General features: G+C 36.4%; 22 protein-coding genes and 1 pseudogene. 10 read left to right on the top strand and 13 right to left on the bottom strand.

Annotation, left to right across the window (positions count from 1 at the left end; translation table 11 throughout):
• Nucleotides 1–118: 118 nt before the first annotated feature.
• Nucleotides 119–1015 (top strand): RCC1 domain-containing protein, encoded by an 897-nt coding sequence (locus BABA_RS03565; protein WP_007083764.1) that lies wholly within the window; start codon nucleotides 119–121, stop codon nucleotides 1013–1015.
• Nucleotides 1016–1167: 152 nt separating this feature from the next.
• Here BABA_RS03565 and BABA_RS03560 read toward each other — a convergent pair whose 3' ends face one another.
• From BABA_RS03560 to BABA_RS03535, 6 genes are all read right to left on the bottom strand, one after another.
• Nucleotides 1168–1383 carry a hypothetical protein gene (locus BABA_RS03560; RefSeq protein ID WP_007083763.1) on the bottom strand — a complete coding sequence of 72 codons (216 nt, stop codon included), beginning with the start codon at nucleotides 1381–1383 and terminating at the stop codon, nucleotides 1168–1170.
• Entirely contained in the window at nucleotides 1373–1654 is a 282-nt protein-coding gene (locus BABA_RS03555) for a hypothetical protein (protein WP_007083762.1), read from the bottom strand. The genes BABA_RS03560 and BABA_RS03555 overlap by 11 nt, the downstream gene beginning before the upstream one ends.
• A 402-nt stretch (nucleotides 1655–2056) precedes the next feature.
• A complete protein-coding gene (locus tag BABA_RS03550; protein ID WP_007083761.1) occupies nucleotides 2057–2425 on the bottom strand; it encodes a DUF6155 family protein in 369 nt (122 codons plus the stop codon).
• On the bottom strand, nucleotides 2388–2609 hold the full coding sequence (locus tag BABA_RS03545; RefSeq protein ID WP_007083760.1) for a hypothetical protein: 222 nt from the start codon (nucleotides 2607–2609) through the stop codon (nucleotides 2388–2390). The genes BABA_RS03550 and BABA_RS03545 overlap by 38 nt, the downstream gene beginning before the upstream one ends.
• Before the next feature lie 208 nt (nucleotides 2610–2817).
• Nucleotides 2818–3207, bottom strand: a complete 390-nt coding sequence (locus tag BABA_RS03540; RefSeq protein WP_007083759.1) for a cupredoxin domain-containing protein — start codon at nucleotides 3205–3207, stop codon at nucleotides 2818–2820.
• A 96-nt stretch (nucleotides 3208–3303) separates the two neighbouring features.
• The gene (locus tag BABA_RS03535) at nucleotides 3304–4413 is read right to left on the bottom strand and encodes a glycosyl hydrolase family 18 protein (RefSeq protein WP_007083758.1); all 1110 of its coding nucleotides are present in this window, start codon (nucleotides 4411–4413) and stop codon (nucleotides 3304–3306) included.
• A 183-nt stretch (nucleotides 4414–4596) separates the two neighbouring features.
• Here BABA_RS03535 and BABA_RS03530 point away from each other — a divergent pair, with 183 nt between their 5' ends.
• The gene (locus BABA_RS03530; RefSeq protein WP_007083757.1) at nucleotides 4597–4914 is read left to right on the top strand and encodes a hypothetical protein; all 318 of its coding nucleotides are present in this window, start codon (nucleotides 4597–4599) and stop codon (nucleotides 4912–4914) included.
• Nucleotides 4915–5509: 595 nt separating this feature from the next.
• Here the strand turns inward: BABA_RS03530 and BABA_RS03525 are convergent.
• Entirely contained in the window at nucleotides 5510–6022 is a 513-nt protein-coding gene (locus tag BABA_RS03525; RefSeq protein WP_007083756.1) for a DinB family protein, read from the bottom strand.
• A 431-nt stretch (nucleotides 6023–6453) separates the two neighbouring features.
• On the opposite strand from BABA_RS03525, the gene BABA_RS03520 reads away from it, so the two are divergent.
• Nucleotides 6454–6744, top strand: coding sequence for a hypothetical protein (locus tag BABA_RS03520; RefSeq protein ID WP_007083755.1), 291 nt, complete (start codon nucleotides 6454–6456; stop codon nucleotides 6742–6744).
• Between the two features lie 98 nt (nucleotides 6745–6842).
• Nucleotides 6843–7235, top strand: coding sequence for a hypothetical protein (locus tag BABA_RS03515; RefSeq protein WP_007083754.1), 393 nt, complete (start codon nucleotides 6843–6845; stop codon nucleotides 7233–7235).
• A gap of 420 nt (nucleotides 7236–7655) precedes the next feature.
• On the opposite strand, the gene BABA_RS03510 is transcribed toward BABA_RS03515, so the two are convergent.
• The 6 genes and pseudogenes from BABA_RS03510 to BABA_RS03485 form a co-directional block, all read right to left on the bottom strand.
• Nucleotides 7656–8393: an SDR family NAD(P)-dependent oxidoreductase gene (locus BABA_RS03510; protein ID WP_007083753.1), complete on the bottom strand. Its 738-nt coding sequence runs from the start codon at nucleotides 8391–8393 to the stop codon at nucleotides 7656–7658.
• A gap of 180 nt (nucleotides 8394–8573) precedes the next feature.
• Nucleotides 8574–8938 (bottom strand): annotated as a pseudogene (locus BABA_RS26335) (Tn3 family transposase); the annotation flags it as partial.
• A 5-nt stretch (nucleotides 8939–8943) separates the two neighbouring features.
• On the bottom strand, nucleotides 8944–9168 hold the full coding sequence (locus tag BABA_RS03500) for a hypothetical protein (protein ID WP_007083751.1): 225 nt from the start codon (nucleotides 9166–9168) through the stop codon (nucleotides 8944–8946).
• Nucleotides 9169–9188: 20 nt separating this feature from the next.
• Entirely contained in the window at nucleotides 9189–10361 is a 1173-nt protein-coding gene (locus BABA_RS03495) for a Ger(x)C family spore germination protein (protein ID WP_007083750.1), read from the bottom strand.
• Between the two features lie 39 nt (nucleotides 10362–10400).
• A complete protein-coding gene (locus BABA_RS03490) occupies nucleotides 10401–11888 on the bottom strand; it encodes a spore germination protein (protein WP_051185996.1) in 1488 nt (495 codons plus the stop codon).
• Nucleotides 11889–12076: 188 nt separating this feature from the next.
• Nucleotides 12077–13360, bottom strand: a complete 1284-nt coding sequence (locus BABA_RS03485) for a GerAB/ArcD/ProY family transporter (RefSeq protein WP_235749557.1) — start codon at nucleotides 13358–13360, stop codon at nucleotides 12077–12079.
• A 21-nt stretch (nucleotides 13361–13381) separates the two neighbouring features.
• On the opposite strand from BABA_RS03485, the gene BABA_RS03480 reads away from it, so the two are divergent.
• From BABA_RS03480 to BABA_RS03455, 6 genes are all read left to right on the top strand, one after another.
• A complete protein-coding gene (locus tag BABA_RS03480) occupies nucleotides 13382–13621 on the top strand; it encodes a P-loop NTPase family protein (RefSeq protein ID WP_007083747.1) in 240 nt (79 codons plus the stop codon).
• Nucleotides 13622–13779: 158 nt separating this feature from the next.
• Nucleotides 13780–14025 (top strand): hypothetical protein, encoded by a 246-nt coding sequence (locus tag BABA_RS03475; RefSeq protein WP_007083746.1) that lies wholly within the window; start codon nucleotides 13780–13782, stop codon nucleotides 14023–14025.
• A gap of 16 nt (nucleotides 14026–14041) precedes the next feature.
• Entirely contained in the window at nucleotides 14042–14410 is a 369-nt protein-coding gene (locus BABA_RS03470) for a spore coat protein (RefSeq protein ID WP_007083745.1), read from the top strand.
• 18 nt (nucleotides 14411–14428) lie between these two features.
• A complete protein-coding gene (locus BABA_RS03465; RefSeq protein ID WP_007083744.1) occupies nucleotides 14429–15565 on the top strand; it encodes a zinc-dependent alcohol dehydrogenase in 1137 nt (378 codons plus the stop codon).
• A gap of 17 nt (nucleotides 15566–15582) precedes the next feature.
• On the top strand, nucleotides 15583–15777 hold the full coding sequence (locus tag BABA_RS03460) for a hypothetical protein (RefSeq protein WP_007083743.1): 195 nt from the start codon (nucleotides 15583–15585) through the stop codon (nucleotides 15775–15777).
• Nucleotides 15778–15795: 18 nt separating this feature from the next.
• Nucleotides 15796–16095: a spore coat protein gene (locus BABA_RS03455; protein ID WP_007083742.1), complete on the top strand. Its 300-nt coding sequence runs from the start codon at nucleotides 15796–15798 to the stop codon at nucleotides 16093–16095.
• Nucleotides 16096–16165: the final 70 nt, after the last annotated feature.

Genomic DNA, 16165 nt, shown 5'->3' with positions numbered 1-16165 from the left:
ACAACAAACAGTATAGTTTACACACAACCATACGGATACTTACATTTGACGGGCAACCATAATCATACATATACTTGTCAGGTAACTACAGGGTTGCTTATATTCGAGGAGGTAAAACATGGATTACATTTCACCGAAAGAAGCGGTATTAAAGGTGAAAAGGTGGCCGAAAGATACCATAGCGGCGGGTCGCCGTCATACCGTTGTGCTTAAACCTGACGGTACGGTGACGGCCGTGGGGGATAATAAATTGGGCCAATGTGATGTAAGCGGCTGGCATGATATTGTGGCGGTCGCGGCGGGTAATGTTCATATGGCGACGAACACGGGTAATGCTCATACAATCGGGCTTATATCGGACGGTACCGTGGCGGGTGTGGGTTGGAATAAGCATGACCAGTGCGATGTAAACGACTGGCGCGATATTGTAGCAGTTACGACGGGTTGGCGTCGTACCATTGGGCTAAAATCGGATGGCACGGTGGTAGCAGTGGGACGAAATAATGATGGTGAATGCAATGTAAGCGGCTGGCATGATATTGTGGCGGTCGCGGCGGGCGACTGGCATACTATCGGTCTTAAATCGGACGGCACGGTGACGGCTGTCGGTAATAATCGGTACCGCCAATGCAACATAAGCGACTGGAGCAATATTGTAGCGATAGCGGCGGGCTATCTTCATACAATCGGGCTTATATCGGACGGTACAGTAATGACTGTAGGTTTGAATAAACATGACCAATGCAATGTAAGTGGCTGGCGCGATATTGTGGCGATAGCAGTGGGTAGTAATCATACCATCGGCCTTAAATCGGACGGTACTGTGGTGGCTGTAGGTTGGAATGAGTATGGCCAATGTAATGTATGTGATTGGCGCGATATTGTGGCGATTGCGGCAGGTTGTGCCCATACCGTCGGGCTTAAATCGGACGGCACGGTGGTTGCTGTGGGTGATAATGAATATGGCCAATGCGATGTAAGCAGCTGGCGTGGCATCCAACTGCCCAGCAATTAGTTTTTAATATAAACAGATCATGTTCTCTAATTTATCACCATTTTTGTAATAAGATGCATCCTTCCTATATTAATCGTGAATTTGCATTACAAATATGATATAAAAAATAGAGATGGAGCATTCTTATGATTGATTTTAAAATTCAATCATAGTTATGTCCATCCCTCATTTGGATCGATATCACAAAAAACTTGAGCGCTTCGTTCATTGTTTGCATAATAAGAAGCTTCAATCGCAACAATTTTATCTCTCTCGAATATTTCAAAAACAAGGATGATATTTCTAATGTTTATCCAGTAATAACCATCATACTCAAAATTTTTAACATCGGGATTCCAAATCACTTCATATAGGTCATTATTTGGCATTATGAGCCTCGTTCAAGTACTTATTGAATTCATCTTTATTGCGAAGATATGATGAAAAATTCGGATCTCTTTTCTCTCTAGCTTTTTTTACTTTTTCTATTAAGATCTGATCTTCGGACAACATTTTGGTCATTTCATCTATATCAAGCTTTTTTTCAATCTTAAAAACGACATCAAATTGTTCTTCGATTAATTTCGTCAAGTCCTTTAATTCGATTATCGTTTTATCCCCGATATAGTCATCAAGAGCTTTTTGGGTTATAAAATCCATCGAATCACCCCTCTATATCATATAATACTTGAAGCTTATTTCCCCTTATTCCACCGCGAATTTTTAATAATTCTTTTTTGACTATCATTATGAGAAAATCCTAGGTAAATCAGCTTTTCTCAAATAATCAGTTTGAATATTGTTAGCTACTTCGGTTTAAAAAAGCTTTCCCCAAATCAGATTGATCAAAACAGCCCAACTTGAAAAAAAGTGGTCAGCTCTCGGTATACCGGTATACTAAAGCGTTAATGCGCTGGGGAGTGACCTTTAATTTCTTAATTTCCAAACGATAAATGCTGATAAACATTCAAGCTCATTTTTAATAGCTCTTGTCGCATAAAAAATGTGGGGACATTGCATTCATGAAGTTTCAGCCATCACTACATTTACTATTTACATATATTATTCATCTTCTTCGACATCTACCCAATTAATAGTGTAAAAAGATTCTACTAATGCTTCATCGAAGCCCCATCCTATTCCATCTGCGTCCTCTAATACTTTCTTTATTCTTGAAGAGAAATCTCTGAATAGTTCTTCATCCCTATCACATGCTATAGCTACTTGATCAAACATATTTACCATACTAGAGTAAAACCGCTCATTTATATAACCGAAAGTGGAAGTGAATTCAACCCCCTGTTCGACATAGAAAAGCATGAGGTCTACTGTTCGTCTTTCATCATTTGTAGCCTTTTTAAAACCAGTAATTTCTTTTTTCTCTTCTGAAAATCTAAGCTTTGAATCCCCCTCTGTCTGGGAAAAACTCATTTTCAATTTTTTTACGAGCCTTTTTGAAAAGTTCGTCAATTACCTCTTCCCCGACAAATTTACTTGACAAAAAGTCTTGCACATCTTTATTAACCTTAACCAAATCAACGATTAGCCCAATCAATTCTTTCTGACTGTAATCGTTAAGCTTCTTTTTTAAGTCGGTTATTTTAATTTTCACCATAAACCCTCCCATTTTAGTTTCTTTTACATATTTTTTAACCTATGAAGTCCAATAATATTATACAAAACTATTTTGGGGGATCAATAAGTAAAACAAACATAATTTGGCATAAGAACAAGCATTTAAGGAAAATTTGATTGCGAGTCTGGGCTATTATAGGTAAATTTCCGTTGCCAATTAAAAAAGCAGGGCCCAATGACCCTGCTTGTTAGTTGACTATTACTTTTCCAACCATACCTTCCTGTAAATGGTACCGACATTCCAAATCATATGTACCGGGCTTTGTTGGTTTCACGGTAATGGTTTTTTCTTTTCCCGCCTGAACTTCGGTGTCAATTCCGAGCTTTTCCACGGTGAAGGTGTGCTTTACCCTACCTTTGTTTTTTAATATCAACGTTGTCGTGCTTCCAGTTGTAATAGTGATCACTTTCGGATTAAAATAATCATCATTCAACTCGACCTCAATCGTTTTCACTGTTTCAATAGGCTGTGTTACGACGCTGGATTCAGCAAATACACTAAGCGTGCCTGAAGTTGTTACAACCACAATCATCGCAAGCAAAACGACTAATCCAGTTAACCACTTTTTCACAGACATTCGCAATTCCTCCTTTCCTAAGACTATTTTCTTCCAATTAATAAAATATTATCACTATAAATTGGGTTCCAACTCACTTTTGGTTTGATCATTCCATCACTTTTTTACTTTTATTTGCTGGGGGATTGTCTTCCAGTACATTGGGTCTTCTAAGCCAAGTCGCCAAATCCCGATTCCCCGTAAGTTAAATTTTTCTACAAGGTCTAGCTTAAACCGCAGACTATCACTATTCTCAAACCATACCTGGTGGCTATGTTGTTCTTTATCTACGTAACTGAAATGAGGTGTTTGCGAACGGGAGTCCCACATACTTTTCGCTTTATATTTTTTTTTCTGATCCATTATCTGTGCATAGGATCTATACACGGCTTTGCCTTCTGTTATATCCCAGTCCCATCCATAACCTGCGATACCGAGTAAAATTTTTGATGGTGGTACTCCGTGTTTCAAAGCATAATGAATCGTTGCTTCTGTCCAATCGACTGATGCTGTTGACCCGGGTTTTGTTCTAGGGTTGTGTTCATCGTAGGTCATAATCATTAACCCATCTGAATATAGACCAAGTTTTTCGTAATCAAACCACGGTGACCAGGGATTAGCACGGGAATCACCTGTGTTTGCCGGGACTGAAACCGTAACTATTTTTCCATCATGGTGCAATTCATCAGACAATATTTTTATCAGCAGACTAAAGGAATCTCGGTCAGTCAGATTCAAATTTTCCATATCAATATTAATACCATCATATTTAAACTGAATTATTTCTTTCCGTAAGTTCTGAATGAAAACATTGCGGTTACTATCATTAATGAGTACATTACTCGCTACCTGCTTACCCTTCTCCACGGTTTCATAAAAGAGATTATGTACAACCATATATACCTTTACGTGTTTTTCATGAGCACTCTGAATAACCATTTTTTTATGATCTGCTGTAACCGAATCAATAAGATTGCCTGGTCGCTTATCATCGAGCTTATACCAAAAGGGTGCAATGGTACTTAAATTAGTGAATTGTGAGTTAACTGTAGGTTGAGACCCTTGTAACGTTCCTTCCTGTTCTGTGTAGAAACCTAAAACCTCGCGAGGAGTTTTATTCGTATTGTCATTTTCGTCTTTTCTTTGTGAATGACTGCAGGAAGACATTATAATAAAGACCATACTTAACGAAATGATGGCGAATGACCGATAACAATTTTTAACCATACTACACCTTCTTCTAATCTGTATAGTTCTTAAGTTGATTAGAAAAGTTGCAAAATATACACGAATTGACTTTCCCTGGGTTTTGCAAGCCTTTTCGGAACACTAGGTATAAAGACTAAGGAAAATAGTAGGATTTACTTTCCTCTTTCATCTTTTACAATACATAGAGGGAGGGAAAGTAGCATGTTCAAAAGAGTGATCATCCTTGGGGTACTCTCCTTAGTTTTAATAGCATTAGTTTTACTTAGAAGCCATACAGCTGCTCCTGTTTACAATCCAAGTACGAAAAGCAATGATTCTTCTGAATATACAACAGTAGAATATAAAATTAGCAAAATTGAAGGCAATCAGTACTACGGAAAAAGTAATGACGGGACAGGGATCATTTTTTCTACTCAAAGCATCGTTTCGGATGATGAAATACACGTCGATGATGTAGTCATATGCTATTTTGAAAAAGGTAATTTAGGGAAAGGATTAGTAAAAGTCAAAAAGAAATAATAATTTATGCTGCCGCTTTTTTAGCTTCGCCCTCTATTCTTGAATCGCGTGGCCATCCTTAATAACATTATACTTTTATTTAATTTCAGATGGGGCAAATAAAAAAGGATAGATTAGCAGAATAAAATATGCTCAATCTATCCTTTTTTGTACTACAATTGACTGCTAAAATAATTCTCAAAACTTTTAGCAACTAAAAATCACCTCTTAATATCTTTTTGGAATTAACGCCCCCGTTTGTTTAAGTACATTACTTCACATTTTCTTTTTTGTGTTCTTTCGGCTTTCTTTCGGTTTTCTCATTAGCACTAATAATGCTATAACAAAACAAATCATAAGAATTATATTTAGGCCCCAACCGAAATTATTAATATACTGCATTACCCTTCCTCCTCAGATATGTTTTGTTCACTTTAGCATGATTAATGTGCTAATTGGTTGTTTTCTACAAAAGAAGATAAAACGTTACAATTTTTTCTATCAAGATCCGTTTGCTGCAATTCACATAATAAAACACCACCCTTCCTCTATTACAAAATGTAGAGAAAGGGAGGTGCTTGGCTTTCATTAAATTAATCTATTGATAATAATAAGTTTAGTGCCGAGCATCTAAAAGTAATTTTATCTCTTTTATTTGTTCTGTGTGTCGCTGTTCATGCAAATATATCTGTTCAATCCATTGGTCAAGTGGTAATTCACCTAAGGCAGGATGCTTAAATGATTTTTCCGCCAATATCGATTTATCTTCTATTGTACTGAGGAAAGTCAGAAATTTTTTTCTCGAATCGTGTAACAAATCAATGATAGACTGAACTTCAAATGGTTCTACATCTGGTTCAACGATTTCGGGAGCTTTAAACTTTTTCGTTCTATCCAACATAAGGTAAAGATTTTTACGTTCTTCTTGAGTATTATCAACCTTTTTTAATCCCCATGCAATAGCCATTATTGTTGCCTGTTCCACTAAAACTAAGTGATGACAAACTTGTGCAATACTCCACATATTCATATCAGGTCTACCGTTAAATTGAGTATAACTTAATGAAGTAATCTCCTTTACTAAGTTATTTCTCGTTTCATACAGATTGTCATTTACTAAATTACCCATGAAATTCTCCCTTCACAAGAAAGTAAATATCTAGCTTCTATTCTGTATATATTCTCCACGATGAAAAGTATTCTTTAAGTATTATTTTACTATCCTCTTTCGTTAATATTATCCTTTTTAAACCAAACTCTTCGTTATTTCAATAAAAAACGTCTCCACGTATTGTAGAAACGCTCCCAATTAGTTTAAGTATATTTCTTCACAATATGGTCGTATTGTTCATTATCTTAGGTCAATAACTTTAATAAATAAAAGTGTCATCAGTAAAGATGACACTTGATACTTTTTAATCTGATTTTAAGGACTTACCTTATGGTAAGAATTGATTAATTTAATTTCCTTTTTAGATTTCCCTGATTCAGGACAAAGTGAACGCAGACCTGCATTTACTGCATAATTTTATTAGACAACAAATCCGAGAAGAGATAAGAATGCTATTAAATCCACAAGTCGAACGAATGGTAAAAATTTCGCTTAAAGGTGGTATTGTTGCAGCAACTGATAATTTTCTATCGGCTTCAACAATACAAAAATTTGTACCTTTAGAAAAACATGTAGACTATTCGGAGGTATTAGAAGAAGCGAAAAAACTAGGAGACACTATTTCAAACTTCCAACAAAAGAGGCTACTGACTTCCTGTAGGGGTTCGGGAATTTCCCCGACAAGTTCTTTTTGTAATGGCAGCGATCTCGCTGTCTATACAAAAAGGAAGCTTGCCTAACTCTTATGAGTTAGTGAGACTAACAGCAAGCTATTTTACAATTTCTAATTGGTATATAATAGTGTGTAGTAATTTTATTTTAACGGAGGGTAATGAAAATGAAGATTTTGTTTGATGAAACATACACTTCAAATGAGGGAAAGCGAGCAAGCAGGAATATTTGGTATGGAGATGCTGATATATCAGTTGATGGTAAGTATGGAAAAACCATTAATCTTAATGAAGATTTTATGAATAATTTATGCGAAAGAATAAAAAATGACTTATCTAAGAATGCAGCAAATGCGCCTACTGAAACTAACTGGTATTTCTATGGAAGTGGTGTAACTAAGGAAGCTATTGGAGACAATATCCGTCCGACAATTATGGTTCGTGAGAGATCTGACGAGTTTATAACTAATTTTAATATCAGTGACCATGATTTTGCTGTAAATATTGATGCTATTCTGTTGTTTAAGGCGGATTTTGAATTACGTTTAGCGAGTCATTGATGAGTAATATAAGTATAAGCATATTCAAACTATTTGAGGGGATGATTCCACAATGAATTCATTCTCCTTTTTCATGTGGTGGGAGTCTTTTTGTGTGGAGGAAAAGGACATTTAATAATACAGATTGTGAATAATTACACTTAAATTTAACTGCCCCGTTAGTCGAATAAGAAGAAGCCACCAATATGGTAACTCCAATCTTTAACTCTTGCACCCGATAGTTTAAGTAGAATCCTTCACAATCTCTTCTACACCTTAATATAACTCCAATTTAAATGTGTTGCCAGAATCGATTGATTAGAAAAAGACGCCTTCATACTCAAGAAAGGCGCCCTTTAATGGCATAACTTATCAACTTCTATTAACTAGTATTGCTGAAAAATGGTCAATTTTTCGATTGGTTTTATTTTACTGGCTTTTTTATTGTGCCGTATATCCACCGTCAACTGTTAATGTATTGCCTGTCATAAAGGATGAATCATCCGAAGCCATGAATAATACAGCTTTTGCCATTTCCTCTGCTTTGCCGAGACGTTGCATTGGTGTAATAGAAGCAAGCTCCTTTTTACTTTCTTCAGGAATAATTGGCGTATCAATAAAGCCTGGTGCTAAAGAGTTCACACGAATATTTTTTGCTGCATATTCTAACGCAAGTGAGCGTGTTAAGTTGAGAACCCCACCTTTTGCTGCATTGTATGCTGCCGACCCAGGTGAACCTACCCAACCATACATAGAAGCTGTATTGACGATAGTGCCACCACCTGATTTCAGCATTTCACGAATGGCTTCACGTGCTACTAAAAATACACCATCTAAGTCCACATTGACTGTGTTGCGCCATTCATCATAAGAAAGTTCCTCTGTTGGTGTTACACGTCCAATTCCCGCGTTATTAAATACAATATCTATCTTTCCAAAAGTATTTAATGTCTCTTTAAAAATATTTTGTACCTCTTCTTCAATTGTAATATTTGCTTTTACAAAAATCGCTTCAGCATTTTGTGTTTTTAATTCTGCTTCAAAGGCTTTTCCCTTTTCTTCGTTTAAGTCGACAAGTACTACTTTTGCACCCTCTTCAACAAATAGTTTTGCTGTCGCAGCACCAATACCCGATGCGCCACCAGTAATTACTGCAACTTTTCCCGATAGTTTTCCCATTTTATATTACCTCCAGTATTTTAGTTTATTTAATTACCCTTAATTAAATAATTTATAGTTAAAGACAATTGTGAGCCCCTATGAAAATTAATACAAGAATTTCCTTTCATAGTTTCCCCCTTTAAGGAAGTTAAATACAAATTTTATTGAATTTTCCTATTGAACTATTCTGCTTCATTTTCTTTCGTTCAAATATTCTTCAGCCGAACTGCTTACAGCAAGTCGATTATGATGGGAACCAGTTTCTAACCATTCTTCTTTTGGAATTAGATACTCTTCAAAATCTTTATGTTGTTTACTGCCTCGAACAGATACATCTCCTGACCGAATATGATTTCGTAATTTAGTTAATGCTGCCATTTCATAATAATGACGATTGATACTTCCATCATCGTCATATACATGTTTCTGTCACCGATTAGAGACAAAACCAAGAGGAGCTCCTTCTGGAACCTTCCGTTTACCGGAATCATTCATATTTTTAATAATATCTAGTGCTTCCATCAAGACTTGGCTGATTGGGTAGATTGAAATTCTAGTGATTGATATTTTATTTAAGCATCCTCCCTAGCGGGAAAAAGAGGGAACTAATCATTTGAGTTGGACCCGGAATTTCTGGAAAGTAAAGAAGTAAGATAGCAAGTAGCAAGCTTATTGCTGTTAAGGTCACAAGTATTATTTTTTCTTTTTTTTGATTAGGATATAACTTCCGCCATTCAAGTAAGAGGATTAGAAAAACTAATATGGATATTCCTATAAGCTCAAATATCTTCATTTATTTGCTCCTTTTTCATTTCACTCCAAAGTAGTGGTCGACAACCCAGGCTCGAGTATATGTACCTTAACTTTCGTTTCTACATAGATATCTGGAAGAACAACTTCCCAGTGATCTTTTACTTTTTCCCATTCTTTTGGGTATTTACGATGAAAAGCAGTAGCAAATCCAAAGGGATCCACCTTCATTCCATCTTTTACCTGCTTAAGGGCTTTCTCTATGGAATTAGAAACGTCCTTTTCTATATAATTTTCTACTCTTTTTGTATTTTTCTTACTCATAATATTTATTTTGCTTCCATTTTGAACAATCATCCCTTCCTTTAATATATATATAGTGACACTCCATTTTCCTTTTTCAATTTTTGGAATCAGCTTTGTCTTTGTTCTTTTCAGATATAGTGAAATGGTTTGCCCTTTTTTGGGATACCCTGTTATTTCAGGTAATTCATTTTGATTTCTTACCCATAATAATCCTTTTGATTCAACTTCATTAATTCTGCCAATCATTTTATCTCTCATAAAAATAGCTGTGCCACCAATGATGGGAGAGACATTCATTTTCCTATCATCATTATTTTGATGCTTGATTTTAATAAGCGGTAATAGTGCACCTCCTCCTTCACTTGTAACCATCAGGTCAAAATCTTTCAATGTAATATCTGCACCAACATGCATTTCCGACATCTTTCGAAGCACATCTCCTACATATTTTTCTAATGAAGGTGATATCTGTAAAATGTCAGATGCCTTTCCATCACTGACATATAAACGAGAATCCTCGCGAGGCTCTGGGTGACGGTCTATGAAGTCAATTTGTCTTCCGAGGTTCCCTATTTCAGAGAGGGATTGGCCAAAGATATATGTTTTACAATGTCCCCAAAAAAGTCTGCGTGAATATTCCCGTTGAAGATTGGATGCAGCATCAGCCATGTTTGTTCCAACAGCTGATTTAATCTCTACTTGGGCCTTACCAGAACTACTTTGTTGCCCACCACTTTGTGATTGAGGAAGGAAGACTTGAACAGTTAATTTAATTTTATTATTTTTTTCTTTATCGATGGCTGCTCCTACTATGATGGCTAATTGATTTAGTTCCTTATTATCCCAGCAACCAGTTAGCAAAAGACACTGTGAAAGAACAAGAAAGAAGGCAAGAATAGCTTTCATTATTCGAAACAAAGTATCATTCATTCTTTCAAGTCCCTTCCTTTAAATTTCAGTAAGTTTCATCTATTTTTTTGGTTTTGGTTGCTGATTGGGAGCCTGTCTGTACTTATTAATTCTTCCAGTTAAATGTGGTCGTGTATTTAACATCCACCAAGGAGAACGTATAAAAGCATCCCTCATTTCTTGTCCTATTGTTGGGGCTATTGGTGAAAGATATGGAACACCGAAAGAGCGTAATTTACATAAATGGATGACTATCGCAATAAAACCAAGTACTAATCCATGTAGCCCCATCGTTCCAGCAAGTATCATGATGGGAAAGCGAATCATTCTTAAAGCAATTCCTTCTGAGTAGCGAGGAACCATAAAAGAAGCAATGCCTGTAATCGCCACAACAATTACCATGAGAGGAGAAACAAGTCCTGCTTGAACAGCAGCTTGCCCGATAACTAATGCCCCTACAATGCTTACTGCAGCTCCGACTTGTTTAGGTAGACGGAGCCCTGCTTCACGAAGCGCTTCGAAAACAATCTCCATTATTAATGCCTCTATCATGGCAGTAAATGGGACACTTTCCCGTAACGATGCCATACTTAATAGCAAGGTTGTAGGTACCATCTCCTGATGGAAGCTGGAAACTGCGACATAGAGCGAAGGTAAGAATACAGAAATTAACATAAAGAAAAGACGCATTATTCTTATAACAGAACTAATTAAATAACGTTGGTAATAGTCATCAGGTGCCTGAAAAAAAGAAAAAAAGCTTACAGGAGCAATTAGAACGAAAGGAGTACCATCTACTAATATGACGACACGTCCTTCCAATAGGTTAGCTGAGGCGACATCTGGTCGTTCTGTATCAAGTAACTGCGGAAACGGTGAAAAAACATTATCCTCTATCAATTCCTCGATATATCCGCTTTCCAAAACACTGTCGATTTCGATTTTCTGTAGTCTGTTTTGAACTTCATCTATTAATGACTGATTAGCAATTCCCTCTATATAAGCAATGATTATACTTGTATCAGAATAACTCCCGATATTCATTTTTTTCATTTTTAGGTTGGGACTTCTGATTTTTCGCCGAAGCATGGAAATATTGACTCCCAAAGTTTCCACAAATCCTTCTCTTGGTCCCCGGATTACGCTTTCGGATTCAGGTTCTTTAATGGATCTCTTTTCCCATTTGGCTAGTCCTAAAGCCGCTCCTTGTTCCTCATGTTCCATTAAAAGGATGGGGTTTCCATTAGAAATGTTCTTTATACAATCATCATATGTCTTGACAACTCGTATATTTGATAATTGTATCTTTTCACATGTCTCTTGAAGGTTAATCGATTTATCAATTGTTTTACACATTAAAGGAGCAAGGACGCTAGAATCTATTTGTTCTGTATCAGATAAGCCATCAATATATACAAGGAGGGCTTTTGTTTTTCCGGCAATTAAAAAAGGATGATAGATTACATCGATGCAACCCTTATAAATGGATTTTAGAATTTGAAGATTTTTATCCAACTCTGATGACAGAGGAAGATTTCGGTTACTCATTCCTTCATAAGGATGTTGTTTTTGAGGACGTTTTTTTAAAATTCGAAACAAGTTGAATAAGTCCTTTCTGTTAGCGAATTTCCTATTTACTAAAACATCATTTTTTATTAGACTGATTGAATTTCGATCAAAAAGATCAAAACGGAAAAGGAAGGGTCTTAGATAAAATGTTTGAAAAACAACCTTTTCTAATAATTTGATATACGGGGTGTCTCTTTCTTCATAGTATTTCTTGTCCGTATCTTAGCAATAATCAATAATATTGTTGGTAGAACCGTTAACATAAATGGAACATAAAACGGGAAGATGAACTTTGAAAATTCAAACTGTTCCTGTAAATTAGCGAATTCCCAAATAGCAAATAGAGATATTAATAAACCGAATGGTAAAACGATTGGCTTGAAGTCTGAAAGGTTCAACCATTGTGCGGTACCCAAAACTAATGCATAATAGAAGATTGTAATTTTGATATACGCACCTAAAATCCAAATAGTGATAATTCCCGCTTCTAAATGTTCAAAAAAATCAGAAAGACTGATAATGCGTACAGCCTTAAAAACAGGAAAAGTGTAACTAGCAGTCATCTCTCCGAATAGGAAAGTAGTCAGTAAATTTAAACTAACAAGACTAAGCATAACCGCAAATACTGAGATAAAACTCCATTTCAATCCTTTTTCAGGATCTTTTAAAAAGGGGAGAAACATAGATATAAGGAATACCTCACTAAACCAAGCCTGCGGGGCAGCGGAACCTTTAAGCAAAGGTAACAAACCATGTTCCAAGATCGGTAGAACATTCTTTGGATCCAAGTCTTTAAGAAGCATGATTGTAAATATCGGTATAGGGAGAATGAAAATAGGAATGAATAGTTGGGCAGCTCTCCCCAGCACCTCTACTCCTCCAGTTATAGCGAGAGATGCCATAATAACAACGCTTCCTATAATTGCAATCATTGGAGTTTTTGGTAAAAGGGAACTTTCAATGAAAGAAGAATACTCCTTTAAAATGAACCCACACATATACAAGAAAAAGAACAGGTAGAATAATCCAAGTATGTTACTTAGAAAGGGTCCAATAATATGTTTACTATATTGAATAAGTGATTCATTTGGATACATCTTATGTAATTTATAAAGGACATAAGCAGTAAAAAATCCATTTAAGGAACCTAAAATGGGTGCTGCCCAACTATCGCGTCCCACATATTGACCTGTAATTACTGGAACCATTAGAACAGCTGTGGCGTAAATCGTTGGATATATCATCAGTGCCATTTGATAGGCTGTAATTCTCCCTTTATCGTGCATAATTATTACCTCTTTATTTATTTTTATATAGTATCTCTTTAAAAAAAAAAAAAATGCAGGCTGTAAAAAACTAATTAGATGAAAATAACAAGGCACAGCAATTGCTGTAAAAAATGACCTGACAATGGAAAAAATCAAGAACTCACGCATTGTACCATTAAACAATTTGACAGGAGGCACGCGGAGGTGACAACTGAACTACTTTTAGATCACTTAACTAAACAACTACAGATTCCGACTATTGCTGCACAATATCGTTCTCTGGCAAGAGAGGCTGAGGATCGTAACTTTAGCTATGAGGAATTCCTATTGGCATTACTAGAAGCAGAATCAGAGTCTAGAGAAGAAAATCAAAGACAAAGAAGACTTAAGTTTTATGGGTTAACCCTATGCCCTTTTAATCAAAATATATCGAATATTTATTAGCGATACCTTATGAATGAATTTTCACTACATTATGATTAATCCAGCCATTTAATCAGCGTTTTTCCTACCTCTTAAAAAAACTACTAAAGAATGATTCATTGTATATTTGGAATAATACCTTTGTATTTGTAAGGTTAGTCAAAAAGGAGGGAACCAAAATGGATATTCAAAAATTAGCCGATCATGAGGCTTTGGATCTACATGAAGTTATTAATTTTAAAACCCTTTGCTTAGCAAAATCAAAACTAATGCAAGGACTGGTATTTGATCATGATTTGAGAGCATTAATGCAAAAAGATGTTGAACAATCCATGCAAGCACTTGGAGAATTACAGGCAATTTATCAACGTGCACCTTTTGAAGCTCCTGTTCCTCAAAACCGGCCAACACCAATAATAAATTGAAAGGGAGGCAAATTCATTGAACCATGACTATTTAGACCCTATAAACTCGCTACACGTACCAGAGCTAGCAGATACCACATTTGCGATGGATTTACTTCTTCGTGCCAAAGAAGGTGTTCGCAATATTGCTGTCGCATTAACGGAGTCCGCATCACCTGATGTTAGAACCCTCTTACGAAACCAGTTAATGCAAGGGATTGCCATGCACCAAGAAATCACAGAACTAATGATTAATAAAAAATGGTTCCATCCACACGAACTAAGTGAACAGTATAAACTAGATCAACTCTCTGCCAACAATACATTGATGATTGGCAAAATGAATCTATTTCCTGTTGAGACCAATAGAAAAGGTATGTTTGACCGGACACCTGATGATCACTAACACTGGAGGCTGTAACCAATGAAGGCAGTAACATATCAAGGTATTAAAAATGTTGTAGTCAAAGAAGTTCCAGATCCAAAGATTGAAAAACCAGATGACATGATTATTAAAGTAACGAGTACAGCTATATGCGGGTCTGATTTACATTTAATTCATGGCATGATTCCTAACCTGCAAGAAAACTATGTTATTGGCCATGAACCAATGGGAATCGTTGAAGAAGTTGGTCCAGGTGTGACTAAGCTAAAAAAGGGAGATCGAGTTATTATCCCCTTTAATATAGCATGCGGTGAATGCTCTTATTGTAAAAACCATTTGGAAAGCCAATGTGATAATTCTAATGATAATGGTGATATGGGTGCCTATTTCGGATATTCTGGTACGACGGGTGGCTATCCAGGTGGGCAAGCTGAATATTTAAGAGTGCCATTTGCTAACTTTACTCATTTCAAAATTCCAGAGACTTGTGAAGAACCAGATGAAAAGTTAGCAGTTATTGCCGACGCAATGACTACTGGTTTTTGGAGTGTTGACAATGCAGGCGTAAAGGATGGAGATACAGTTATTGTTCTTGGCTGTGGTCCAGTTGGCCTTTTTGCCCAAAAATTCTGTTGGCTAAAAGGAGCAAAGCGTGTCATTGCCGTTGATTATGTCAATTATCGCCTGCAGCACGCCAAGCGCACCAACAAAGTAGAAATTGTTAACTTTGAGGATCATGAGAATGTAGGAAGTTACCTGAAGGAAATCACCAAAGGAGGTGCGGATGTTGTCATTGATGCAGTTGGTATGGACGGTAAAATGACTGATATGGAGTTCCTTGCGAGCGGAATGAAGCTTCAAGGCGGATCATTCGGTGCGTTTATCATGGCTTCACAAGCAGTGCGTAAATGCGGGACAATTCAAGTTACTGGCGTTTACGGCGGCAGATATAATGGTTTCCCTCTTGGAGATATTATGCAGCGAAATATCAATATCCGCTCTGGGCAAGCACCTGTGATTCACTATATGCCATATATGTTTGAATTAGTTTCGACCGGAAAAATTGATCCAGGAGATGTCGTAAGTCATGTACTTCCACTTAGTGAAGCAAAGCGTGGCTATGAGATTTTTGACACAAAAATGGATGATTGTATAAAAGTCGTGTTGAAACCTTAAGGAAGGAGGTATAAAAAATGAACTACGCCTTACATGAAGTTCTTGAGGTCCATGAGATGGCTGCATTTAAGACCACATGTTTGACTAAGTCCAAAACGATGAAAGCGTTAGTTACAGATCAGCTATTAAAAGATATTATGCAGCAAGACATTGATGTATCTACGAGACAATTACAAGAATATGCTTCTATCCTTTCCAACGCTAAGCAGTAAATTAGGAGATGAATGAACATGAATCCAATCATTGAAACTTTAACTGGCATGGACGGACTATCGGATCAAGTCGTTGCAATGGATCTACTCATTTCAGCTAAAAGTGGAGTTAGAAATTATGCCATGGCAGTAACAGAATCAGGAACACCGGAAATTAAAGAAATGCTCACTCACCATTTAACCGAAGCTATTGATATGCATGAACAAATTTCCGCATATATGGTAGAAAAAGGATGGTACCATGCTTGGAATACCAACGAACAAATCAATTTGGATTTAAATAATATCAATACAGCATTGAACTTACCGACATTATAAAAAATTTCTAGGAACAGTTTAACACTCACCAAATAAACTGTTCCTATTAAACCATTTCGAGTTTATTTGG

It is taken from the genome of Neobacillus bataviensis LMG 21833, from assembly GCF_000307875.1.
In the GTDB taxonomy this organism is placed as follows: domain Bacteria; phylum Bacillota; class Bacilli; order Bacillales; family Cytobacillaceae; genus Neobacillus; species Neobacillus bataviensis.
The sequence above is the reverse complement of the archived record's forward strand: the minus strand, read 5'-3'. Positions and strand labels throughout refer to the sequence as shown.